Raw genomic sequence first — 21,216 nt, 5'->3', positions numbered from 1 at the left:
TTGGTCGACAAAGGGCTGAGTCCGGAAAATCGCAATCTATTGTTCTCTCAAAACTGACCGTGGAGCGATCCGTGCGGGGCGAATTGTGAGGTTCGCGGTCTTCGCGCAACACCGCGGCACCCAAGCGTTCGCGGATGCGGCGCCTGGAACGGGGAAGCGGGATCGAAGTGGCGGGTCGGGCTCTCTTCTATTGGCAGCTCGCTCCCACGATGCGGCCCGAGGGTTCGACCCTCACGTTGAGCCGGGTCGGATCGAGCACGGGGTCGGACGGGTCGGTGACCAGCAGGGTGCGCGCGAACTTCGCGCCGCTGCGCTGGCGCATTTCCTCGAGCAGCGGCGCGGTGACGCGCAGGCCCAGCGCGAAGCGCACGCCCTCGGCCAGACAGCTTTCGGGCGGCGGCGCAAAGGCCGGCGGCTCCGGCACCTCGGAGGTGAGGGGACGGTCCTTGGGCGGCGCCTGGCAGCCGGCGGCCAGCAGGAGCAGCGCCGTGAGAGAAAGCCAGTGTCGGCCGTGGATGCGCATTCGGGGTTCCTTGAACGGGGCGTAGCTTAGTCGGGCGCGGACGCGAATTTGGGCGATCTGGGCGAAACGAGAACAAAAGTATCGACAAAATTCACGATCTCCCTACTGGATTCGGGAGGGGAAACGTTTGCGCAATCTTGGCATGCGATCCGGCGCCCGGTCCAGTGGAGATGACGCGCCGATCTCCGACTGTGCCATCGGCGCCAGCCACCGTATCCTCGGAACACCCGGCCCGGCGCCGCCTTCAGAACCCTGGACACACACCGATGAGCCCTGCCTCCAAGACCTCGGCCCCCGCCGCCCTCCCCGGCCAGCCCGCGCCGCACGACCTGCTGGTGAACGTGCCGCGACTGATCTCGGCCTACTACAGCGGCCGGCCCGATCCCTCGGTGGCCGCGCAGCGCGTGGCCTTCGGCACCTCGGGCCACCGCGGCTCGTCCTTCGACAACGGCTTCAACGAATGGCACGTGCTCGCGATCAGCCAGGCGATCTGCGACTACCGGCGCCAGAAAGGCATCGACGGGCCGCTGTTCCTCGGCATCGACACCCATGCGCTTTCCACGCCGGCCTTCAACAGCGCGGTCGAGGTGCTGGCCGCCAACGGCGTCGAGCTGATGCTCTCGCAGGACGACGAATACACGCCCACGCCCGCGGTGTCGCACGCGATCCTGGTCTACAACCGCGGCCGCAGCACCGGATTGGCCGACGGCATCGTGATCACGCCCTCGCACAACCCGCCCGAGAGCGGCGGCTTCAAGTACAACCCGCCCAACGGCGGACCGGCCGGCACCGACATCACCTCGGCGGTCGAGGCCGCCGCCAACGGCTTCCTGGCCAACGGCCTGCAGGGCGTGAAGCGGCTGCCGCTGGCGCAGGCGCTCAAGGCCTCGACCACGCACCGGCACGACTACCTGAACACCTATGTGGAAGACCTCGCGCAGGTGCTCGACATGGACGCCATCCGCGACGTTCGGATCGACCTGGGCGTCGATCCGCTGGGCGGCGCGGGCGTGCACTACTGGCCCGCGATCGCCGAGCGCTACAAGCTCTCGCGCCTGACGGTGCTGAGCCAGGAGGTCGACCCGACCTTCCGCTTCATGTCGCTCGACTGGGACGGACGCATCCGCATGGACCCGTCCTCGCCCGATGCGATGCACCAGTTGATCGCGCTCAAGGACCGCTTCGGCATCGCCTTCGCCTGCGACACCGACCACGACCGCCACGGCGTGGTGGCGGGCAGCAGCGGCCTGATGCAGCCCAACAGCTACCTCGCGGTGATGATCGACTACCTCTACACGCACCGCCCCGACTGGCCCGCCGCCGCGGCCGTCGGCAAGACCGTGGTGAGCAGCCGCATGATCGACCGCGTGGCCCAGCGCCTGGGCCGCCGTCTCTACGAGGTGCCGGTGGGCTTCAAGTGGTTCGTCGACGGGCTGGTCGACGGCTCGCTGGCCTTCGGCGGCGAGGAGAGCGCGGGCGCGACCTTCCTGCGCCGCGACGGCACGGCCTGGACCACCGACAAGGACGGCATCGTGCCGGCGCTGCTGTCGGCCGAGATCGCCGCGCGCACCGGGCGCGATCCGGGCGAGCGCTATGCCGAACTCACGCAGGCGCTGGGCCGGCCGGTGTCCGACCGCGTCGACGCGGCGGCCACGGTCGAACAGAAGAAGCGGCTGTCGAGCCTGTCGCCCGCGCAGATCCGCTCGACCGAACTCGCGGGCGAGAAGATCGTCGAGGTGCTGAGCCATGCGCCCGGCAACGGCGCGGCCATCGGCGGCGTGAAGGTCGTCACCGAGAACGGCTGGTTCGCGGCGCGTCCCTCGGGCACCGAGAACATCTACAAGATCTACGGCGAGAGCTTCCAGGGCCAGGAGCACCTGGCGCGCATCCTCGAGGAAGCGCAGCAGGTGGTGGACGGCGCACTCGCGGCGCCCTGACACCGGTCGCGCGATGCGCACGCTGCCCCTGCGCCTCTCGCCCGGCGACGACCTGCGCGCGGCGCTCGACCGCGTGCTTGCGCAGCAGGCGGTGGACGCGGCCTTCGTGCTCTCGGGCATCGGCAGCCTGCGCGGTGCGCGGATCCGCTTCGCGGGCACGCCCGAGCCCGCGGCACTCGAGGGCGACCTGGAGATCCTCACGCTCGCGGGCTCGCTCTCGCCCACGGGCTCGCACCTGCACATCAGCGTGGCGGACGCGCAGGGCCGCGTCTGGGGCGGCCATGCGGCGCCGGGCTGCGTGGTGCGCACCACCGCTGAAGTGCTGTTGGCGCTGCCGCCCGAATGGCGCTTCTCGCGCGAGCACGACGAGGCCACGGGCTATGCCGAACTGAGGATGCGCGAGAAAACTCTGGATCGCGAATGAGCCGGACGGGCCTCAGTGCGGCTTGTCGTTGAGGTCGTACTTCATGACGCGGCCATGCCGCCCCTCGATGTCGCGCTCGACCTCGTAGACGTCGCCGCTGTCCGGCCGGCGCTGCGCGAGCACCGCGTCGAGCGCCGCGAGGTCGGCCGCGTCGAGCTGCAACGCGAGCATGCGCAGGTGGTCGGGCAGATGGTCGCCGCGGCGCACGCCGACGATCACGGCCGCCACCTCGGGCTGCGCGAGCACCCAGCGCATCGCGACCGCCGACAGCGAGGTGCCATGCCGCTGCGCGATCTTCTGCAAGGCTTGCAGCAGTGCCTGGAACAGATCCCAGCCGCCGAAGTCGTCGATGATCAGCTTGTACTTGACCAGCGAACGGTTCTCCAGCGGCTCGGCCGGTTCGCTCACGCCGAGCCAGCGTTCGGAGAGAAAGCCGCCAGCCACGCTGCCGTAGCACAGCAGCTTCACGCCGGCCTGCGCGCACCAGGCCGCGAGCCGCGTACGTGGCCGCTGGTCGAGCAGCGAGTACTGCACCTGCATGCTGCGCAGCGGCAGGCCCGCGTCGCCCAGTTCGCGCGCGCGCTGCGTGTCGAAGTTGGTGCCGCCCAGCAGTTCGATCTTGCCGGCGCGCTGCAGCTCGGCGAGCCAGTGCGCGACCTCGACATAGCGCGGCACGCGGTAGTCCCACCAGTGGAACTGCACCAGGTCGAGCCGCTCCACGCCGAGGCGGCGCAGCGAGCGATCGATGGTCTGTTCGACCTGCTGCTTGTCGATGCTCGGCAGCAGCGCGAGGTCGGGCACGAACTTGGTGTGCACGCGCAGCTGCGCGAGGCTGTCGGCGCCGTGGCGCGCGCGGTGCTCGCGGCGGAACTCGCCGATCAGTTCCTCGACGCCGGTGTAGATGTCGGCGCAGTCGAAGGTGGTGATGCCGGCCTGGTAGTAGGCCGACATGTCGGCGATGGCCGCGGCGCGGTCGATGCCGCCATGGCCGCCGGCGAGCTGCCAGCCGCCCTTGAGCATGCGCGAGATGGAATAGCCAGGGGCGAGTTCGGTGCGGGGGACGGTGCTCATGGTCGAAGGTCGGAAGGGTGGACCACGGCCGTGGTGTCGGCGTGGCGGAAGACGCGCGTGCCGATGCGCGTGATGCGAAGGCGCGAGGGGCAGTTCGGATCGGGGCAGGCGATCTCGGCGTCGGTGCTCATCCAGTCGTTGCCGTCGGTGGCGCGCTGCTTGGCGGCCAGCAGCGGCAGCACCGCGCCCAGCGAATAGATCGAGAAGCCCTGCCCCGGCGGCAGGTGCAGCATTTCGCCGCGCAACTCGAAGTGGTCGCCGGGCTGGCCGCAGTAGATGCGCGCGCCCTCGGGCGCGACCACCTCGACGCGCAGGTCGTGCAGCGTGAAGCTGCGCTCGGCGGCGGAATCGGTCGGTGTGCTCATGGGGGGCTCCTGCTCAGGGATTGGGCGGCGTCACCGACAGGATGATTTCGGTCGGCGCCTGCGAGGCGTTCATGTAGCGATGCGGCAGCCGCGCGTCGAAGGAGATGCTCTCGCCGGCCTGCACCGGGTAGTCGACGCCCGCGACCTGCGCCACCAGCGCGCCGGCCACCACGTAGACGCATTCGGCCGAGGCATGGCCGCGCGGCTCGTCGGCCGACATCTGGCCCGGCTGCAGCACCGCGCGCAGCACCTCGAGCTGGCCCACGCCGGCGGTCAGCCGCTCGTAGGCGACCTGGCCCTGCGGCGCCGTGAGCATCGCGCGCCGTCCCGGCCGGCTGACCCAGACGGTGGGCGGCGCGGGGTCGGAGAACAGCGAGGACACCGATTCGCCGAACACGCCGGCCAGCCGGCGCAGGGTTTCGAGGCTGGGGTCGGTGACCGCGCGCTCGATCTGGCTCAGCAAGGTGGCCGACACGCCGGCCTGGGCCGCGAGCTCGCGCAACGAGAGGCCGCGTGCGGTGCGCAGTTCCTTGAGCCGTTCGCCGATCATGGGTGGGGATTTCCTTTTTGTGCAGCCTGACAGCACGAATAAGGCAATGCTATGTGCCATGACGGTGCACGTCAAGATGGCTGGACGCCCAGAGATAGCGCATTAAATACGAGGAAAACCCGAATACTCACCACTTGTGCTTAGTGCACTTTGGCTGCACACTCCGCGCCCATCTCGTGCAGCAGCACTTCACAGGAGTTTCGAATGGCCGGCCCGTCTCCCTCCTCCATCGCATCGCCTCCCCGCCGCCGCACCTACCGATGGCTGCTGGCCTTCCCCTTCGTCTGGCAGGCCGGCCTCGCGCCCGTGGTCAACGACATCGCGCTGCGGCCCTTCGGCCTGCCGTTCCCGATGGCCTGGCAGATGGCGGGCATCGTGCTCACGAGCGTGGCGATCGCGCTGGTGTTCCGGCTCGACGCGCGCCATGGCGTGGAGGACGAGGAAGCCGACTTCCTCGCGCGGCACCAGGACGCCGGTACCGACGGCCACGGGAGCGCGCGATGAAGCTCGCGATCGTCCTGGCCATCCTGCTCGCCACGGTCGCGGGCGCCATCGCCTATGGCCGCCGCACCCGGCGCGCCGCCACCTTGGCCGAATGGGCCGTCGGCGGCCGCAGCCTCGGCACCCTGCTGTTCTGGTTCATGAACGCGGGCGAGGTCTACACCACCTTCGCGGTGCTCGGCATCTCGGGCTATGCCTGGGCGCTGGGCGCGCCGGCCTACCTGGCCTTCTGCTCGGTGTCGATGAGCTATGCGGTCGGCTACTGGCTGATGCCGAAGATCTGGCGCGCGGGGCGCATCGGGCGCCTGCTCACGCAGTCCGACTTCTTCGCCGCGCGCTACGAGGCGCCCTGGCTCGGCGTGCTCACCGGCGTGGTCGGCATCGCCTCGCTGGTGGTCTACGTGCAGATCCAGCTCGTGAGCCTGGGCCTGATCGTGCAGCTCACGCTCGACGGCGCGGTGTCGAGCGAGGCCGCGACCATCGGCGCGGGCCTGTTGATGATCGCCTTCGTGTTCGTGGCCGGCGTGCGCTCGGCGGCCTTCGCGGCCGGCGTGAAGGACGTGCTGATGGTGCTGGTCGTGGTGCTGCTGAGCGTGACGGTGGCGAGCAAGGTGGGCGCGGCCTCGCTGCTCGACCTGTTCGCGCTGGCCGAGGCGAAGCACCCGGGCATCGGCAGCTTCCCGGGCCTCGATGCGAGCTCGCCGACCACCGCGATCTGGCTCATGACCTCGGCCATCAACATCGCGCTGGGCAACTGGGTGTTCCCGCACCTGTTCCAGATGTCGTACACGGCGCACAGCGCCACCGCGATCCGGCGCAACGCGATCTGGCAGCCGATCTACTCGCTGGCCTATTTCTTCATCATCCTGCTGGGCTTCGCGGCGCTGATCGCGGGCACGCAGCCGCCGGGCGGCAACCTCAACGCGGCGCTGCTGCAGTTCGTGTCCGACCGCTATCCGGCCTGGACCGTGGGCCTGCTCGCGGGCACCGGCTTCCTGCTGGCGCTGGCGCCGGGCTCGCTGCTGCTGCTGACGGCCGGCTCGATCTTCACGCGCAACGTGGTGCGGCCCTTCAGGCCCGCGCTCGGCGAAGGCACGGCGCTGGCGCTGTCGCGCGGCTCGCTGGTGTGCTTCGCGGCGATCGCCGTGTGGCTGTCGATCAGCCAGAAGGGCTCGCTGGTGAAGATCCTGCTCGACGCCTATTCGGCCATCGGCATGCTGGCGCCCGGCGTGTTCCTCGGCTTCCTCTGGAAGCGCACCAGCGCGCTCGGCGTGCTGGCCGGGCTGATCGCGGGCTTCGCGGCCCTGCTCGCGCCGCCGGCCGCCAAGTTCTGGGCGACCGCGCTGCCGCAATGGGAGGCCGGGCTGATCGCGATGGCGATCAATGCGGCGGTGGTGGTGGCCGTGAGCCTGGTCACGCAGCGGCCGCGTGCCGCCGCGCTGGCACTGGGGCAGTTCGACGACGAGGCTCCGCGAACCGCATCCGGCGGCCTGCCCGCGCGCGCCGCCTGAGCGGGCTTCAGCCTTCCAGCGTTTCCACGCGCAGCGTCGCGACCGCGCCGGCCACGGCCGGGTGCGACTGCAGCGCATGCACCGCGAGATCGAGCGCGCCCTGCGCCATCGGCTCGGTCAGCACCAGCACCTGCGCGCCGGCCGCGCAGGGCGCGGCCAGCGTCACCTGCCGCACCGGCACCTGCTGGCCGGCGAGCCAGGCCGTCACGGCCTCGATGCCACCGGCCGCATGCACCGGCACGCGCAGGTAGTGCGCGCTGCGCACCGCCGCGCGCGGCAGCACCTCGAGCGCATTCATCGCATGCGCATGGAAGCCCAGGTGCGGCACGCGCTGCGCGGCCGGGGTGCCGGCCAGCCGCGCCACGTCCACCAGGTCGGCGATCACGGCCGAGGCGGTCTGTTCCGAGCCGGCACCGGCGCCGTAGTACATCGTCACGCCCGAGGCATCGCCCTTGACCATCACCGCGTTCATCGAGCCGTTCACATGCGCCATCAGGTGCTCGGCGGGCACCAGCGCGGGCTGCACGCGCAGCTCGACACCGGCTTCGCGGCGGCGCGCCACGCCCAGCAGCTTGACGCGAAAGCCCAGCTGCTCGGCGCAGGCCACGTCCAGCCCCTGCAGCGCCGTGATGCCTTCGGCCTGCACGTCGGCGAAGCGCAGCGGCATGCCGAAGGCATTGGCCGCGAGCAATGTGAGCTTGTGGGCCGCGTCGATGCCCTCGACGTCGAAGGTCGGATCGGCCTCGGCATAGCCGAGCGCCTGGGCCTGCGCGAGCGCCGCGCCGAAGTCCAGGCCCTCGTCGCGCATCTTGCTCAGGATGAAGTTGGTGGTGCCGTTGACGATGCCCGCCACCCATTCGATGCGGTTGGCCACGAGGCCTTCGCGCAGCGCCTTCACGATCGGAATGCTGACCGCCACCGCGCCCTCGTAGGCCACCGCCACGCCGTGGCGGCGCGCGGCCTCGAAGATCTCGCCGCCATGCTCGGCCAGCAGCGCCTTGTTGGCCGTCACCACGTGCTTGCCGTGGGCGATCGCGGCCAGCACCCAGTCGCGCGCCGCGCCGGTGCCGCCGGCCACCTCGACCACCACGTCGAGCTCGGGATGGGTCGCGACGCGCATCGCATCGTCGGTGAGCGCCACGCCCTCGCCCACGATGCCCGCGGCGCGCGCGAGGTTGCGCGCGGCCACGATGACGATCTCGATGCCGCGCCCGGCGCGCGCGGCGATCTGGTCGTGATTGCGTGCCAGCACGCGGAAGGTGCCCGAGCCGACGGTGCCGATGCCGATCATGCCCACGCGCAGCGGGCGCATGGCCTGGCTGGGCACGACGGTTTCGAGGGACTGGACGGGATCGCGGTACATGGGCTTCTCCAAACGACAAAAACAAAAACCCAGCTGCCAGAGCTGGGTTTCATTCGTTCGGGGGAAGAGCGATCACCAGGTGGCTGCCGGAACGGCCACCTGCGCGTGCTCAGGTGGCCGCGGTGGTAATGGTGGTAATCATTCGTGCATCCATTGCCCATCCGGTCCGCGCGGAAGCGGACGGCATCATGCGGCCCATGAGGGCGGCGCTCGATGCGAAGGCGGGGTGGAAACACGACATGGGGGCGGAGTGTACAGGACGCTTCAGGCCGGCTCGGCCTGGACCACGCGCGGCACGGCCGACAAGCGCTCCTCGAGCCACACGCTGTAGCGCGAGAGCCCGAAGCACAGCAGCCAGTAGATCGCCGCGATGAACAGGTAGCCCTCGAGGTAGAACGGCCGCCAGGTCGGATCGCCGCCGAGCGACAGACCGAGTGCGCCCGTGAGCTCGAACAGCCCCACCACCGTGACCAGCGAGGTGTCCTTGAGCGTGCCGACCACGTTGTTGGTCAGCGCCGGCACGACCAGCCGCAGCGCCTGCGGCAGCACGATGTCGCGCTGCACCGGCCAGCGGCCGAAGCCCAGCGCCATCGCGACCTCGGTCTGGCCGCGCGGCACGGCCTGCAGGCCGCCACGGATGATCTCCGCCAGGTAGGCGGCCACGAACAGCGACAGCCCGGCCAGCACGCGCACCAGCACGTCGGGCTGCCAGCCCGTGGGCCATAGCAGCGGCAGCAGGAACGAGGCCATGAACAGCACCGAGATCAGCGGCACGCCGCGCACCAGCTCGATGTAGCTCGCGCAGAGCGTGCGCACCACCGGCCAGCCCGAGCGGCGTCCGAGCGCCAGCAGCAGCGCGAGCGGAAAGGCCAGCGCCAGTCCGACCACGGCGAGCCCGATGGTCAGCGGCAGGCCGCCCCAGCGGTTGGTCGGCACGTGGCTCCAGCCGAACACGCCGCCGCGCATCAGCAGCACGAAGGCCGCGAGCGCCAGCAGCCACAACGGCGGCAGCCACCAGCGCCAGCTGCGCGGCCAGGCGCTGAGCACCGTGACCGCCGACAGCAGCGCGACCGCGATCGCGGGGCGCCACTGGTCTTCATAAGGGAAGCGGCCGAACAGCATCGGCCGCCACTTCTCGGCCACCACGCCCCAGCAGGCGCCGTGCTGCACCGCCCGGCAGGCCTCGGCATCGGGGCGGAACACCGCGTGCACCACGGCCCACTCGACCAGGTGCCAGCCGGCCCAGGCCAACAGCGCCGCGAGCAGCAGCGTGGCAAGCGTGCGCAGCGGCGAACCCCAGAGTTCGTGCCGCCAGGCGATCGGGCCTCGCACGACCCTCATCGCCAGCCCCGCAGCGCGACGCGCGCGTTGTAGCGGTTCATGCCCAGCGAGATCACGAGCGACAGCAACAGGTAGACCGCCATGATGATCGCGATGCACTCGAAGGCGCGGCCGTTCGCGCCGATGGTGGTGTTGGCCACCGACACCAGCTCGGGATAGCCGACCGCCACCGCGAGCGAGGAGTTCTTGACCAGGCTCAGCACCTGGTTCGTGAGCGCCGGCACGATCACGCGCAGCGCCTGCGGCAGGATCACGATGCGCAGTAGCTGCACCGCCGAGAAGCCCATCGCCTGCCCCGCGAGCACCTGCCCCTGCGACACCGACAGGATGCCCGCGCGCACGATCTCGGCCACGAAGGCGGCCGAGTAGAGCGACAGGCCCGCGACGATGGTCACGTACTCGGGGCTCAGCGCCGCGCCGCCGTTCACGCCGAAGTCGCCGCGCTCGGGCCATTCGAGGTGCGTGGGCCACCAGCCGCCCTCGCCCGCCACCGGCCACGGCACGCTGAGGCCGCCCTTGCTGAGCCACACGCCCGGCAGCAGCCGCACCGGCTCGGTCGGGTCGGGCAGCAGGTTCGCCATCACGAAGGCCAGCATCAGCAGTTGCACCAGCAGCGGCACGTTGCGCAGCAGCTCGACATAGGCGGTGCAGATGCCGCGCACCAGCACGTGCGGCGCGAGCCGGCCGATGCCGATCAAGGTGCCGAGCAGCACCGAGAAGACGACGGCCGGCACCGCGGCGCGCACGGTGTTGACGAGGCCGGCGAGGAAGGCTCGCCACGACGGCTGGCTGGCCTCGAAGTCGAGCCAGCCCTCGCTGATCGCGAAGCCCGCGGGCTCGGTGAGGAAGTCGAAACCCGAGCGCACGCCGCGCGCGCGCAGCACCTCGAGTGCGTGATGCACGACCCAGAAGGCGCCGGCCACCACGGCCAGCACCAGCAGCACCTGCACGGCCCAGGCCAGCCAGGCCGAGCGGCGCGCGCCGCCCGCGGCCCGCAGGCTCATCGCACCGGCGGTGCGTAGATCAGGCCGCCCTTGCTCCAGAGGTTGTTGGAGCCGCGCGGCAGCTTCAGCACCGACTTCGGTCCGACGTTGCGCTCGAAGATCTCGCCGTAGTTGCCCACGGCCTTGATGGCGCGGTAGGACCAGTCCTTGTCGAGGCCCAGCAGCTTGCCGAGGTCTTCACCGGCGCCCAGCAGGCGTTGCTGCGCGGGGTCCTTGCTCGAGGCCTTGAGCTGTTCGGCGTTGGCCTCGGTGATGCCGGCCTCTTCCGCTTCGATCAGCGCATTGGGCACCCACTTGGCGATCGCGAACCACTCGTCGTCGCCGCGGCGCACCAGTGGCGCCAGCGGCTCCTTGGAGATCAGCTCGGGCAGGATCAGGTAGTCGTCGGGGTTCTGCGCCTCCTTGTTGCGCAAGCCGGCTAGCGCCGAGGCATCGGTGGTGAAGGCCTGGCAGCGGCCCGAGAAAAAGGCCTTGAACGAGGCCTCGAAGCTCTCGAACACCACGGTCTTGACGGGGATGTTCTGGGCCCGGAAGTAGTCGGAGACGTTCTTCTCGTTGGTGGTGCCCGACTGGGTGCAGATGGTCGCGTTCTTCAGTTGCTTGGCGCTCGTGACCTTGAGCTTCTTCGGCACCAGGAAGCCCTGGCCGTCGTAGTAGGTGATGGTCGTGAAGTTGAAGCCCAGCGAGGCGTCGCGCGTGAGCGTCCAGGTGGTGTTGCGCGCGAGGATGTCGATCTCGCCGGCCTGCAGCGCCGAGAAGCGCTGCTGCGAATTGAGCGGCACGAACTCGACCTTCTTCGCATCGCCGAGCACGGCCGCGGCGATCGCGCGGCAGGTGTCGACGTCGAGGCCCGACCAGTTGCCCTGCGTGTCGGGCGCCGAGAAGCCGGCCACGCCATTGGTCACGCCGCACTTGACGCTGCCGCGCTGCTTGACCGCATCGAGGGTCTTGCCGGCGAAGGCGGGCGCGGCGGCGACCAGCGCGGCGGCGGCCGCGGCCAGGGCGAAGGCGGATCGGAATCGGGGCGTCATGGGTGGGTTCTCCTCAAGGGTCACGGTCTGCGGTGGGGGTGTCTGCGCAAAGGCAAAAAGGCAGTGTACGAGGCGGCGCGCCGGGCCGCCAAAGAACAGGCGGTTGGATGCATATGCGAAGCCCGTGCATGCGTCGTGGGCGCATGCGCGGATGCATGCCGTTTCTTCACTACCATACGGCCCTCGCAACATTTCGAACCATCACCGAGGAACCCCGACCATGTTCAAGTCCGACGACACCGGCAAGCTCATTCTTCGCGTCGCCCTGGGCATCTTCATCCTTCTGCACGGCATCGCCAAGGTGACCAAGGGTGTCGACGGCATCGGCGGCATGCTGGCCTCGCATGGCCTGCCGGGCGTGCTGGCCTACCTGGTCTACGTGGGCGAGATCATCGCGCCGGTGCTGCTGATCATCGGCCTCTACACGCGGCCCGCGGCGGCGATCGTGGCGATCAACATGCTGGTGGCGATCTGGCTGGTGCACCGCAAGGACCTCGGCGCCCTCAACGGCCAGGGTGGCTGGGCGCTCGAACTGCAGGGCATGTTCCTGTTCTCGGCCATCGCGCTCGCGTTCACGGGCGGCGGTCGCTTCGGGCTCAACAGCAAGTAATTCGGGCCACGCAACCGGGCCGCGGGCCCGGTCCGCCGCTCAATCGTCGTCGGCCGCGTCGAGGCCCGGGAACAGCACCTCGGTGTAGCCGAAGCGCGAGAAGTCGCGCACCCGCATCGGATAGAGCTTGCCCAGCAGGTGGTCGACCTCGTGCTGCACCACGCGCGCATGGAAGCCGCTGGCCGTGCGGTCGATCGGATCGCCATAGGGATCGAAGCCCGTGTAGTGGATGTTCGAGAAGCGCGGCACCACGCCGCGCAGTCCGGGCACCGACAGGCAGCCTTCCCAGCCCTCTTCCTCGGCCTCGCCGATCGGCGTGATGACCGGGTTCAGCAGCACGGTGCGCGGCACCGGCGGAGCGTCGGGGTAGCGTGGGTTCACGACGTCGGTGCCGAAGATCACCAGCTGCAGGTCGACGCCGATCTGCGGTGCCGCGAGGCCGGCCCCATTGACCGCATGCATGGTCTCGAACATGTCGCGCACCAGCAGGTGCAGTTCGTCGGTGTCGAAGGCGGTGACCGGCTGCGCGATGCGCAGCAGGCGCGGGTCGCCCATCTTGAGGATTTCGTGGATGGCCATGGCGCGGATTATCGCGAGGGCTCGCGGGCCGCGCAGGCGGGCGCGCCGCGCCCACCCGGCGCTGTCGGCTTAATGGCCCGGCAGAGACGGCGCGATGTTCTGCGGCACATAGCCGGGCATGCCCGGCAAGGCACCCGGAACGCCGCGGCCGGTGCCGGGCGTGACCGGCACGGTGCGCTGCGGCTGCGGGCGTGGCAGCGCCACCGGCGGCACGACCGCGGGCGGGCGTCCGCCCCAGCCGGGACGTCCGCCGCCATTGCCGTTCCAGCCCGGACGGGACGGGTACGGATAGGCGGGACGTCCGTAGTACGGCCGGTCGCGGTAATAGGGACGGCGGTCGTAGTAGGTGCCGCCGCCGTTGATGTACACGGGCGCGGGCTGCACCACGACGGGATCGGAATAGTAGGGATCCGAATACCCTCCGCTGTAGCCCCCGTTGTAGTACGGATCGCCGGGCACCGCGACGCAGCCCGTGAGCAGCGCGAGGCCGCCGGCCGCGAGGCATAAACCGAGAACACGAGTTTTCTGCATGAGGGTCTCCTTGTCAGCCTTCTGCGTTCATTCAACGTACCAGCTTGTAGGCCCTGTTGACTGCGCTGGTGTGAAGTCGCGTAACGGCCGGTAAGTCGAGAGGCCGTCCCCTCACTCCGCAGCCGGAGGCACGCCGTTGGCGAGTATGTCCAGCATACGCGCCTCGTCGATCACCTCGACGCCGATCTCGCGCGCCTTGTCGAGCTTGCTGCCGGCTTCCTCGCCGGCCACCAGGTAGTGGGTCTTCTTGCTGACCGAGCCGGCCACCTTGGCACCGGCCGATTCCAGTTTGTCCTTCGCATCGTCGCGGCTCAGCGTAGGAAGGGTACCGGTGATGACGAAGGTCAGTCCCGCCAGCGGCTTGGGCAAGCGCGCCGCGGGCTCGCCCTCCTCCCAGCTCAGGCCGCAGGCCCGCAGCTGCTCGACCACCTCGCGGTTGTGCGGCTGGTCGAAGAAGGTGCGCAGGCTCTGCGCCACCACCGGGCCGACGTCGTTGACCTCGAGCAGCAGCTCCTCGCTCGCATCCATGATCGCGTCGAGCTTGCCGAAGTGCTTGGCCAGGTCCTTCGCGGTGCTCTCGCCCACATGCCGGATGCCCAGACCGAACAGGAAGCGCGGCAACGTGGTCTTCTTCGAGGCCTCGAGCGCGTCGACCAGGTTCTGCGCCGACTTGTCGGCCATGCGCTCCAGCCCCGCCAGCGTGGTGAAGCCCAGCTTGTAGAGATCGGGCAAGGTGCGGATCAGGTTGGCGTCGACCATCTGCTCGACCAGCTTGTCGCCGAGCCCGTCGACGTAGACCGCGCGGCGCGCCGCGAAATGCAGGATCGCCTCCTTGCGCTGGGCACCACAGAACAGTCCGCCGGTGCAGCGGTAGTCGGCTTCGCCCTCCTCGCGCACGGCATCCGAGCCGCAGACCGGGCACTTGTGAGGCATGGTGAAGATGGCACCGCGCTCGCCCTCGGGCCGCGCCAGGCTCTCTGGCGTGACGCCCACCACTTCGGGGATCACGTCGCCCGCGCGCCGCACGATCACGCGGTCGCCCACGCGCACGCCCTTGCGGCGCGCCTCGTCCTCGTTGTGCAGGGTGGCGTTGGTCACGGTCACGCCGCCGACGAACACCGGCGCCAGCTTGGCCACCGGCGTCAGCTTGCCGGTGCGCCCGACCTGCACCTCGATGCCGAGCACCTCGGTGATCTGTTCCTGCGCCGGGTACTTGTGCGCCACCGCCCAGCGCGGCTCGCGCGAGACGAAGCCGAGCTGGCGCTGCAGCTCGACGCTGTCGACCTTGTAGACCACGCCGTCGATGTCGTAGGGCAGGCTGTCGCGCTGGCGCCCGATGTTCTCGTGGAACGCGATCAGCTCGATCGCGCCGGTCGCGCGCGCCGTCTGTATCGCCACCGGGAAGCCCCAGGCATGGAACTGCTGGAGCCAGTCGAACTGGGTCGGACAGTCGGGCCCGCCCTCGGCCGGCGGCGTGACCTCGCCGAGGCCGTAGGCGAAGAAACTCAGCGGCCGCTCGGCGGCGATCGCCGGGTCGAGCTGGCGCACCGCGCCCGCGGCCGCGTTGCGCGGGTTCACGAACACCTTCTCGTTCTTCTGGCCGGCCGCGATCTTCTGCCGCTGGCGCTCGTTGAGCCCCTCGAAGTCGGCGCGCTTCATGTAGACCTCGCCGCGCACCTCGACCACCGGCGGCGCGTTGCCCTTCAGCCGCAGCGGGATCTCGCGCACGGTGCGGATGTTCTGCGTGACCTCCTCGCCGACCTCGCCGTCGCCGCGCGTGGCGGCCTGCACCAGCACGCCGTGCTCGTAGCGCAGGTTCATCGCGAGCCCGTCGAACTTGAGCTCGCAGACGTAGGCGATCTGCGGACCGTCCTCGGCCAGGCCGAGCTCGCGCCGCACGCGCGCGTCGAAGCTGCTGGCACCGCCGGGCGTGATGTCGGTCTCGGTGCGGATCGACAGCATCGGCACCTTGTGGCGCACCTTGACGAAGCCATCGAGCACCTTGCCGCCCACGCGCTGCGTCGGCGAGTCGGGCGTGCGCAGCTCGGGAAACTCGGCCTCGATCGCCTGCAGCCGCTGGAACATGCGGTCGTACTCGGCATCGGGCAGCGCGGGCGCGTCGAGCACGTAGTAGAGATGGGCGTTGTGGTGGAGCTTCTCGCTCAGGTCGGCGGCTTCGCGGGCCGCTTCGTCGCGCGTGGTCATGGGGTGTCTTCCGAAAAAACGATGCGGCCGCCCGACCGCTTCGTGGCGGGCTGGGCGGCCTTGTGCATGGCGGGAACGGCTTAGCTGAACAGGCGGCGCGCCAGCGGCGAGCCCGCCGCGAGGTCGCGCGCGTCGAGCGTGTCGTAGAGCTGCTCGAGGTCGGCGCCGATGGCGTCCATGGTCTCGTCGCGCAGCAGCTGGCCGTCGCTGTCGGTCACCACGCCGTCCATTTCGCGCGCCAGCGTGGCGGCGATCTCGCGCATGCGGGTGAACGGCTGCTCGCCGCGGTCGACCTGGGGCACGTCGAGGCTCAGGCTCAGTTCGCGGATCGCCGACTGCGCCGGGTCGTCGGCCAGCGCGGCCTGGGTGTCGAAGGCCAGGCCCAGGATTGGCGGCAGGCCCAATTCGCTGGTCGGCAGCACCATGCGGCCCGGGATGATGCCGGCCACGAAGCCCAGCCGCGCCGCGTTCTGCTGCACGTAGCCCGGGCTCCAGGCCGCATGCAGCGCGCGCAGCACGAAGCCCAACTGCGCATCGTGCGCGCTGGCGAACTGGTCGAGCTCGCGGGCGCGCGCCACCTCGTCGAGCATCTCGGGAAATTCGGGCGCGCCGTTCACCGTGTCGGCGAAGGCCTGGGCCTTCACCACGAACTCGGAATACTCGATCTCGTTGAGCGCACCGGTGCGGTTGGCCAGCTGCACGCCGACCTGGAACGCGCCGTAGCGCTGTCCCGGCACGGGCGGCTCCCATTGCCGCGAGTGCTCGTTCAGGCCCTCGATGGCGACCGGCTTGCTGCCCGCGCGGCGCGTCGGCGGCATGGCGGCGATCGCGGCATCGCCCGAGGCCAGGCCGTCGAGCGAGATCGGCGCGATCACGTCGATCAGCGGATCGAGCCCGCCGCGCCGTTCGCCCGTGGGCACCGGCAGCGTGCCGGGCGCCGGCAGGTCGGGATCGAACAGCGGTTCGTGCCGGTCGTGCGTCGGCACCTGGCGCGGATCGATGTGCATCACCGGCTCGTAGCCGTCTTCGGACGGTGCGCGCTGCGCATCGGCCGGTTCGCCGTCGGCGGCATCGGGCTGGCGCGGTGCGTTGCGGCGCGAGCGCAGGGCGTCGTAGCCGATCACGGCCGCGAGGACGAGGCCACCGAGGATGGCCAGGGCAAGCGTGAGATTGCTCATGGGTGCGCGCGCCTCAGGCTGCCTCGACCATCGAGGCCGCCGCTTCCATGTCGACCGCGACGATGCGCGAGACGCCCTGCTCCTGCATCGTCACGCCGATCAGTTGCTCGGCCATTTCCATGGCGATCTTGTTGTGACTGATGAAGAGGAACTGGGTTTCGCGGCTCATGGCGGTCACGAGTTTGGCGTAGCGCTCGGTGTTGGCGTCGTCCAGCGGCGCATCCACTTCGTCCAGCAGGCAGAAGGGCGCAGGATTGAGCTGGAAGATCGCGAACACCAGCGCGATCGCGGTCAGCGCCTTTTCGCCGCCCGACAGCAGGTGGATGGTCTGGTTCTTCTTGCCGGGCGGCTGCGCCATCACCTGCACGCCGGAGTCGAGGATCTCGTCGCCGGTCATCATCAGTTTCGCGTTGCCGCCGCCGAACAGCTCGGGGAACATGCGGCTGAAGTGCTCGTTCACGGTCTTGAAGGTGCCGCCGAGCAGGTCGCGCGTTTCGGCGTCGATCTTGCGGATGGCGTCCTCGAGCGTGGTGATCGCCTCGTTGAGGTCGGCCGACTGGGCGTCGAGGAAGACCTTGCGCTCGCTCGCCACCGCGAGCTCGTCGAGCGCCGCGAGGTTGACCGCGCCGAGCGCCACCACCTCGCGGTTCAGGCGGTCGATTTCGCCCTGCAGGCCGGTCAGCCGCACCTTGTCGGTCTCGATCGAGAGCGCGATGGCCTCGAGGTCGGCGCCGGCATCGGCCAGCAGCTGTTCGTACTGCTCGAAGCCCAGGCGCGAGGCCTGCTCCTTGAGCTGGAATTCGGTGATGCGCTGGCGCAGCGGATCGAGTTCGCGCTCGAGCTGCAGCCGGCGCTCGTCGCTGGCGCGCAGCTTGAGCGTGAGGTCGTCGTACTGGCTGCGCGCGGCGCCCAGCGCGGTCTCGCGTTCGAGCTTGAGCGCGAGCGCGTCCTGCAACCCGGCCTGGGCGGCGGCATCCGACAGCCGGCTCAGTTCGCCGCGGGCGCGTTCATCCTCGTCGGTCAGTGCCACGGTCTGCTGCGACGCTGTCTCGATCGAGCGGTTGAGCTCGCCGCGGCGCGCGTCGAGCGTGCGTTGCGCGAAGGTGGCTTCCTGCGCCTGGCGCTCCAGGCTGCGGTGCTGCTCGCGGCTGGCGGTCAGCGCGCGGCCGGCCTCGATCACGCGTTCGTCGAGCTCGGCATGGCGCTCCTGGCTGTCGGCCAGCTGCATGTCGAGTTCCTCGAAGCGGCCTTCGGCGGCGATGCGGCGCTCCTGCAGTTCCTCGAGCTGGGCGTCGACCTCGCCGAGATCGGCCGCGAGCTGCTCGCTGCGCGCGCGGGTCTGCTCGGCCAGTTGCGTGAGGCGCAGGGTCTCGACCTGCAGCTCGTGCGCGCGCGACTGCGTGTCGGCGGCTTCGCGGCGCGCCGACACCAGCCGCTGCGCGGCATCGGCGTAGGCGGCCTCGGCGCGCACCAGTGCGGCACGCGCGTCTTCGCTGATCAGCGCCTGGGCGCGCAGCTGGCGGTCGAGGTTCTCCATTTCCTGCTGGCGCGCCAGCAGGCCGGCCTGCTCGGAATCGGGGGCGTAGAAGTTGACGCCGTGCGAACTCACGGCATGGCCGCTCTGCACGTAGATCGTCTCGCCGGGCTGCAGCGTGCCGCGTTGGGCCAGCGCCTCTTCGAAGCTCGCGGCGGTGTAGCAGCCATGCAGCCAGTCGGCCAGCAGCGCCTGCTGGCCCGCGTCGTTGAGGCGCAGCAGGCTCGACAGCCGCGGCAGATTGGCGGCGCCCTCGGGCACGCCGGCGACCGGCGGGTTGTAGAAGGCCAGCTTGGCCGGCGGCGCGTCGTTGGCGAAGGCGCGGACCATGTCGAGGCGGCTGACCTCGAGCGCGCCCAGGCGCTCGCGCAGCGCGGACTCGAGCGCGTTCTCCCAGCCCTGTTCGATGTGGATGCGGCTCCACAGGCCCTGCAGGCCGTCGAGCCCGTGCTTGGCGAGCCAGGGCGCGAGCTTGCCGTCGGTCTTGACCTTCTCCTGCAGCGCGCGCAGCGCCTCCAGCCGCGCCGACAGCTCGGCATGGCGCGCACCCTCGCTGTTCACCGCCTGCTGGCGCGCGCGACGGTCGTCGTCGAGCCGCGGCACCGCTTCCTGCAGGTCCTGCAGCCGCGCATCGGCCTCGCTGGCCGCTTCCTGCGCGGCCTCGAGCTGCTCCTGCATCGCGACCAGCTTCGCCTCGTCGGGCGCGGCCAGCCCCTTCTGGTCGGCGCGCAACCGCTCGCTGCGCTGGTTGAGCTGGCGCGATTGCTCCTCGATGTTGCGCTGGTCGGCGGCCAGCACCTGGATCTGCTGCTGCACCTGCACGACGGCCGTGCGCTGCGCGTTGGCCTGGTCCTGCGCCCGCTGCTGCGCTTCCTCGAGCTCGGGCATGCGCGCGTCGTGCTCCTCGAGCTGGGCCGCCAGCAGCACGGCCTGCTCCTCGGCGTCGATGCCCTGGCCGGCCAGCGTCTCGATCTCGGCCTCGGCCTCGACGCGGCGGTTGTCCCATTGCGCGATCTGCTCGCGCAGCTGCACCAGCCGCTGCTCCACGCGCTGGCGGCCCTCGACCACGAAGCGGATCTCGCCCTCGAGCCGGCCGACCTCGGCACTGGCTTCGTAGAGCTTGCCCTGGGCCTGATTGACCAGGTCGCCGGCGCCGTAGTGGGCCTGGCGCACGGTTTCGAGTTCATTCTCGATATGGCGCAGGTCGGCGGTGCGCGACTCGAGGTCGTTGATCGCCTTCTCGGATTCGGCCTTGATGCGCGCCTTGTCGCTCTCGCTCTCGGCGCGCTTGAGGAACCACAGCTGATGCTGCTTCCTGGTGGCGTCGCCCTGCAGCGCGTTGTAGCGCGCGGCGACCTCGGCCTGCTTCTCGAGCTTCTCGAGGTTGGCGTTGAGCTCGCGCAGGATGTCCTCGACCCGGGTCAGGTTCTCGCGCGTGTCGCCCAGGCGGTTCTCGGTCTCGCGGCGGCGTTCCTTGTACTTCGAGACACCCGCGGCCTCCTCGAGGAACAGGCGCAGTTCCTCGGGCTTCGATTCGATGATCCGGCTGATCGTACCCTGGCCGATGATGGCGTAGGCGCGCGGGCCGAGGCCGGTGCCGAGGAACACGTCCTGCACGTCGCGCCGGCGCACCGGCTGGTTGTTGATGAAGTAGCTGCTGGTGCCGTCGCGCGTGAGCACGCGTCGCACCGCGATTTCGCCGAACTGGTTCCACTGGCCGCCGGCGCGGTGGTCGGCGTTGTCGAACACCAGTTCCACGCTCGAACGGCTGGCCTGCTTGCGCGTGGTCGTGCCGTTGAAGATCACGTCCTGCATCGACTCGCCGCGCAGTTCCGAAGCGCGCGACTCGCCCAGCACCCAGCGCACCGCATCCATGATGTTCGACTTGCCGCAACCGTTGGGCCCGACCACCCCGACCAGTTGGCCCGGCAGCAGGAAGTTGGTGGGTTCGGCGAACGACTTGAAGCCCGAGAGCTTGATGGAATTGAGACGCACGACTTGTCGGCCTGTCCTGGGTCAGTGTGTCCCCGCCCTGGAAGGCGGCTCAACAATTAACGCCAAGGTATTGATTTGTAAGGAAAATTGCACGGGCCCGCCGCTTGAAGCAGGCCGCCGCCCCAGCCGTGGATGATAACGTCAGGGCATGAGCGAATCCTCGGTTTCTCCCCTGAAAGACCGCCGCGCCTGGCTGCTCGCGGGCACCGGTGCCCTGCTCGGGCTCGGCGGCTGCGGTGCGTTCCAGAACACCCAGCGCGCCGAGCCCTACGCCAACCAGGAATGGCTGCAGTCGAGCGCCAATCGCATCGCCAACCTCTCGCTGCGCGACAACCTCGAATCGATACGGCGCGTACAGACCACGCTCTACCGGCGCAATCCGCGCGAATGGCGCAAGTCGGCCGCCAGCATGGACGCCGCCAGCCAGCGCGCCTGGGCCGCGGTGACGCAGGGCCCCGACCTGCCCGAGCTGCACGGCGTCACCGGCATCGAGGCGATCCGCCTGGCCTTCGACACCGGGCCGCAGGGTTACCAGGGCGACCGCGTGGCCGCGCTGGTGGTGGGCTGGGCCTCGATGCTCAAGCAGGCCAATGGCGACACCTGGGAACAGAGCATGATCGACGGCATCAATGCCGAGAACAGCTACCGGGCCGCGCGCAACTTCGAGATCTCGCTGTGGCTGATCGCCTCCAAGACCGGCCCCGACGGCCAGCCGCTGCTGCTGGCCACCGAGATCAGCGAACGCGGCCGCAACCTCGTGGCCGACCGCGAGCTGTCGAAAGTGGTCGCGCGGCTCGACCTGCTGGCGGCCCAGGCCGACGAGAAGTACCGGCGCGCGGCGCTCGATTTCGGGCAGAACTGGGTGATGGGCGTGGTGATGCCCTTCTTCACGCTGGTGCCGCGCTGAATCTGGGCGGACGGCACGCCGCCGTCGCCTCGGCCCAGAGATGCCTTGGGAAACAT

The 21,216-nt window shown here is 70.0% G+C and carries 19 protein-coding genes; 6 read left to right on the top strand and 13 right to left on the bottom strand.

Translation table 11 applies throughout. From position 1 onward, the window contains the following. Positions 1 to 187 precede the first annotated feature (187 nt). Positions 188 to 523 carry a hypothetical protein gene (locus AC07RV_RS09000; RefSeq protein ID WP_296782794.1) on the bottom strand — a complete coding sequence of 112 codons (336 nt, stop codon included), beginning with the start codon at positions 521 to 523 and terminating at the stop codon, positions 188 to 190. 266 nt (positions 524 to 789) lie between these two features. On the opposite strand from AC07RV_RS09000, the gene pgm reads away from it, so the two are divergent. Then, positions 790 to 2,460, top strand: a complete 1,671-nt coding sequence (gene pgm, locus AC07RV_RS08995; protein WP_296782796.1) for a phosphoglucomutase (alpha-D-glucose-1,6-bisphosphate-dependent) — start codon at positions 790 to 792, stop codon at positions 2,458 to 2,460. 13 nt (positions 2,461 to 2,473) lie between these two features. Beyond that, positions 2,474 to 2,884: a PPC domain-containing DNA-binding protein gene (locus tag AC07RV_RS08990; RefSeq protein WP_296782798.1), complete on the top strand. Its 411-nt coding sequence runs from the start codon at positions 2,474 to 2,476 to the stop codon at positions 2,882 to 2,884. Positions 2,885 to 2,896: 12 nt separating this feature from the next. On the opposite strand, the gene AC07RV_RS08985 is transcribed toward AC07RV_RS08990, so the two are convergent. From AC07RV_RS08985 to AC07RV_RS08975, 3 genes are read right to left on the bottom strand one after another with little or no spacing between them, the layout of a single operon-like run. After that, positions 2,897 to 3,955, bottom strand: coding sequence for an aldo/keto reductase (locus tag AC07RV_RS08985; protein ID WP_296782800.1), 1,059 nt, complete (start codon positions 3,953 to 3,955; stop codon positions 2,897 to 2,899). Then, positions 3,952 to 4,320: a TIGR04076 family protein gene (locus tag AC07RV_RS08980; RefSeq protein ID WP_093342132.1), complete on the bottom strand. Its 369-nt coding sequence runs from the start codon at positions 4,318 to 4,320 to the stop codon at positions 3,952 to 3,954. The genes AC07RV_RS08985 and AC07RV_RS08980 overlap by 4 nt, the downstream gene beginning before the upstream one ends. A 13-nt stretch (positions 4,321 to 4,333) precedes the next feature. Next, positions 4,334 to 4,870, bottom strand: a complete 537-nt coding sequence (locus AC07RV_RS08975; protein WP_093342133.1) for a helix-turn-helix domain-containing protein — start codon at positions 4,868 to 4,870, stop codon at positions 4,334 to 4,336. Positions 4,871 to 5,074: 204 nt separating this feature from the next. Here AC07RV_RS08975 and AC07RV_RS08970 point away from each other — a divergent pair, with 204 nt between their 5' ends. Then, entirely contained in the window at positions 5,075 to 5,374 is a 300-nt protein-coding gene (locus tag AC07RV_RS08970; protein ID WP_296782803.1) for a DUF3311 domain-containing protein, read from the top strand. After that, positions 5,371 to 6,882 carry a sodium:solute symporter family protein gene (locus tag AC07RV_RS08965; protein ID WP_296782805.1) on the top strand — a complete coding sequence of 504 codons (1,512 nt, stop codon included), beginning with the start codon at positions 5,371 to 5,373 and terminating at the stop codon, positions 6,880 to 6,882. Before AC07RV_RS08970 ends, AC07RV_RS08965 begins: the two co-directional genes overlap by 4 nt. Positions 6,883 to 6,889: 7 nt before the next feature. Here AC07RV_RS08965 and AC07RV_RS08960 read toward each other — a convergent pair whose 3' ends face one another. From AC07RV_RS08960 to AC07RV_RS08945, 4 genes are all read right to left on the bottom strand, one after another. Beyond that, the gene (locus AC07RV_RS08960) at positions 6,890 to 8,245 is read right to left on the bottom strand and encodes a homoserine dehydrogenase (protein ID WP_296782808.1); all 1,356 of its coding nucleotides are present in this window, start codon (positions 8,243 to 8,245) and stop codon (positions 6,890 to 6,892) included. Positions 8,246 to 8,509: 264 nt separating this feature from the next. Continuing rightward, entirely contained in the window at positions 8,510 to 9,586 is a 1,077-nt protein-coding gene (locus AC07RV_RS08955) for an amino acid ABC transporter permease (RefSeq protein WP_296782809.1), read from the bottom strand. Beyond that, the gene (locus tag AC07RV_RS08950) at positions 9,583 to 10,590 is read right to left on the bottom strand and encodes an ABC transporter permease subunit (protein ID WP_296782811.1); all 1,008 of its coding nucleotides are present in this window, start codon (positions 10,588 to 10,590) and stop codon (positions 9,583 to 9,585) included. Before AC07RV_RS08950 ends, AC07RV_RS08955 begins: the two co-directional genes overlap by 4 nt. Then, the gene (locus tag AC07RV_RS08945) at positions 10,587 to 11,621 is read right to left on the bottom strand and encodes an amino acid ABC transporter substrate-binding protein (protein WP_203201111.1); all 1,035 of its coding nucleotides are present in this window, start codon (positions 11,619 to 11,621) and stop codon (positions 10,587 to 10,589) included. Before AC07RV_RS08945 ends, AC07RV_RS08950 begins: the two co-directional genes overlap by 4 nt. A gap of 220 nt (positions 11,622 to 11,841) precedes the next feature. Here AC07RV_RS08945 and AC07RV_RS08940 point away from each other — a divergent pair, with 220 nt between their 5' ends. After that, positions 11,842 to 12,231, top strand: a complete 390-nt coding sequence (locus AC07RV_RS08940; RefSeq protein ID WP_296782814.1) for a DoxX family protein — start codon at positions 11,842 to 11,844, stop codon at positions 12,229 to 12,231. A gap of 39 nt (positions 12,232 to 12,270) precedes the next feature. Here the strand turns inward: AC07RV_RS08940 and def are convergent, their stop codons facing one another. The 5 genes from def to smc all read right to left on the bottom strand — a co-directional run bounded on the left by def (position 12,271) and on the right by smc (position 20,253). Continuing rightward, positions 12,271 to 12,810 carry a peptide deformylase gene (def, locus tag AC07RV_RS08935; protein WP_296782816.1) on the bottom strand — a complete coding sequence of 180 codons (540 nt, stop codon included), beginning with the start codon at positions 12,808 to 12,810 and terminating at the stop codon, positions 12,271 to 12,273. 69 nt (positions 12,811 to 12,879) lie between these two features. After that, entirely contained in the window at positions 12,880 to 13,341 is a 462-nt protein-coding gene (locus AC07RV_RS08930; protein WP_256222437.1) for a hypothetical protein, read from the bottom strand. A gap of 111 nt (positions 13,342 to 13,452) precedes the next feature. Further along, on the bottom strand, positions 13,453 to 15,546 hold the full coding sequence (ligA, locus tag AC07RV_RS08925; protein ID WP_296782820.1) for an NAD-dependent DNA ligase LigA: 2,094 nt from the start codon (positions 15,544 to 15,546) through the stop codon (positions 13,453 to 13,455). A gap of 80 nt (positions 15,547 to 15,626) precedes the next feature. Next, positions 15,627 to 16,724: a cell division protein ZipA C-terminal FtsZ-binding domain-containing protein gene (locus tag AC07RV_RS08920; protein ID WP_093342147.1), complete on the bottom strand. Its 1,098-nt coding sequence runs from the start codon at positions 16,722 to 16,724 to the stop codon at positions 15,627 to 15,629. A gap of 13 nt (positions 16,725 to 16,737) precedes the next feature. Continuing rightward, entirely contained in the window at positions 16,738 to 20,253 is a 3,516-nt protein-coding gene (smc, locus tag AC07RV_RS08915; RefSeq protein ID WP_296782823.1) for a chromosome segregation protein SMC, read from the bottom strand. Between the two features lie 148 nt (positions 20,254 to 20,401). Between smc and AC07RV_RS08910 the strand changes: the two genes are divergently transcribed. Beyond that, positions 20,402 to 21,160 (top strand): hypothetical protein, encoded by a 759-nt coding sequence (locus AC07RV_RS08910; RefSeq protein ID WP_296782825.1) that lies wholly within the window; start codon positions 20,402 to 20,404, stop codon positions 21,158 to 21,160. The last annotated feature ends 56 nt before the right edge of the window (positions 21,161 to 21,216 follow it).

The sequence above is a fragment of the Variovorax sp. GW821-FHT09B01 genome (assembly GCF_059418345.1).
Note: the sequence above shows the minus strand (reverse complement) of the source record. Positions and strands in the feature narration are given on the sequence as shown.

Excerpts from the sequence above, each read along its gene's own strand:
- def (WP_296782816.1), bottom strand. The coding sequence starts at position 12,810 with ATGGCCATCCACGAAATCCTCAAGATGGGCGACCCGCGCCTGCTGCGC.
- AC07RV_RS08990 (WP_296782798.1), top strand. The coding sequence starts at position 2,474 with ATGCGCACGCTGCCCCTGCGCCTCTCGCCCGGCGACGACCTGCGCGCG.
- AC07RV_RS08965 (WP_296782805.1), top strand. The coding sequence starts at position 5,371 with ATGAAGCTCGCGATCGTCCTGGCCATCCTGCTCGCCACGGTCGCGGGC.
- AC07RV_RS08980 (WP_093342132.1), bottom strand. The coding sequence starts at position 4,320 with ATGAGCACACCGACCGATTCCGCCGCCGAGCGCAGCTTCACGCTGCAC.
- AC07RV_RS08970 (WP_296782803.1), top strand. The coding sequence starts at position 5,075 with ATGGCCGGCCCGTCTCCCTCCTCCATCGCATCGCCTCCCCGCCGCCGC.
- AC07RV_RS08975 (WP_093342133.1), bottom strand. The coding sequence starts at position 4,870 with ATGATCGGCGAACGGCTCAAGGAACTGCGCACCGCACGCGGCCTCTCG.
- AC07RV_RS08920 (WP_093342147.1), bottom strand. The coding sequence starts at position 16,724 with ATGAGCAATCTCACGCTTGCCCTGGCCATCCTCGGTGGCCTCGTCCTC.
- AC07RV_RS08940 (WP_296782814.1), top strand. The coding sequence starts at position 11,842 with ATGTTCAAGTCCGACGACACCGGCAAGCTCATTCTTCGCGTCGCCCTG.
- AC07RV_RS08960 (WP_296782808.1), bottom strand. The coding sequence starts at position 8,245 with ATGTACCGCGATCCCGTCCAGTCCCTCGAAACCGTCGTGCCCAGCCAG.
- AC07RV_RS08955 (WP_296782809.1), bottom strand. The coding sequence starts at position 9,586 with ATGAGGGTCGTGCGAGGCCCGATCGCCTGGCGGCACGAACTCTGGGGT.
- ligA (WP_296782820.1), bottom strand. The coding sequence starts at position 15,546 with ATGACCACGCGCGACGAAGCGGCCCGCGAAGCCGCCGACCTGAGCGAG.
- AC07RV_RS09000 (WP_296782794.1), bottom strand. The coding sequence starts at position 523 with ATGCGCATCCACGGCCGACACTGGCTTTCTCTCACGGCGCTGCTCCTG.
- AC07RV_RS08950 (WP_296782811.1), bottom strand. The coding sequence starts at position 10,590 with ATGAGCCTGCGGGCCGCGGGCGGCGCGCGCCGCTCGGCCTGGCTGGCC.
- AC07RV_RS08985 (WP_296782800.1), bottom strand. The coding sequence starts at position 3,955 with ATGAGCACCGTCCCCCGCACCGAACTCGCCCCTGGCTATTCCATCTCG.
- AC07RV_RS08930 (WP_256222437.1), bottom strand. The coding sequence starts at position 13,341 with ATGCAGAAAACTCGTGTTCTCGGTTTATGCCTCGCGGCCGGCGGCCTC.
- AC07RV_RS08910 (WP_296782825.1), top strand. The coding sequence starts at position 20,402 with ATGAGCGAATCCTCGGTTTCTCCCCTGAAAGACCGCCGCGCCTGGCTG.
- pgm (WP_296782796.1), top strand. The coding sequence starts at position 790 with ATGAGCCCTGCCTCCAAGACCTCGGCCCCCGCCGCCCTCCCCGGCCAG.
- AC07RV_RS08945 (WP_203201111.1), bottom strand. The coding sequence starts at position 11,621 with ATGACGCCCCGATTCCGATCCGCCTTCGCCCTGGCCGCGGCCGCCGCC.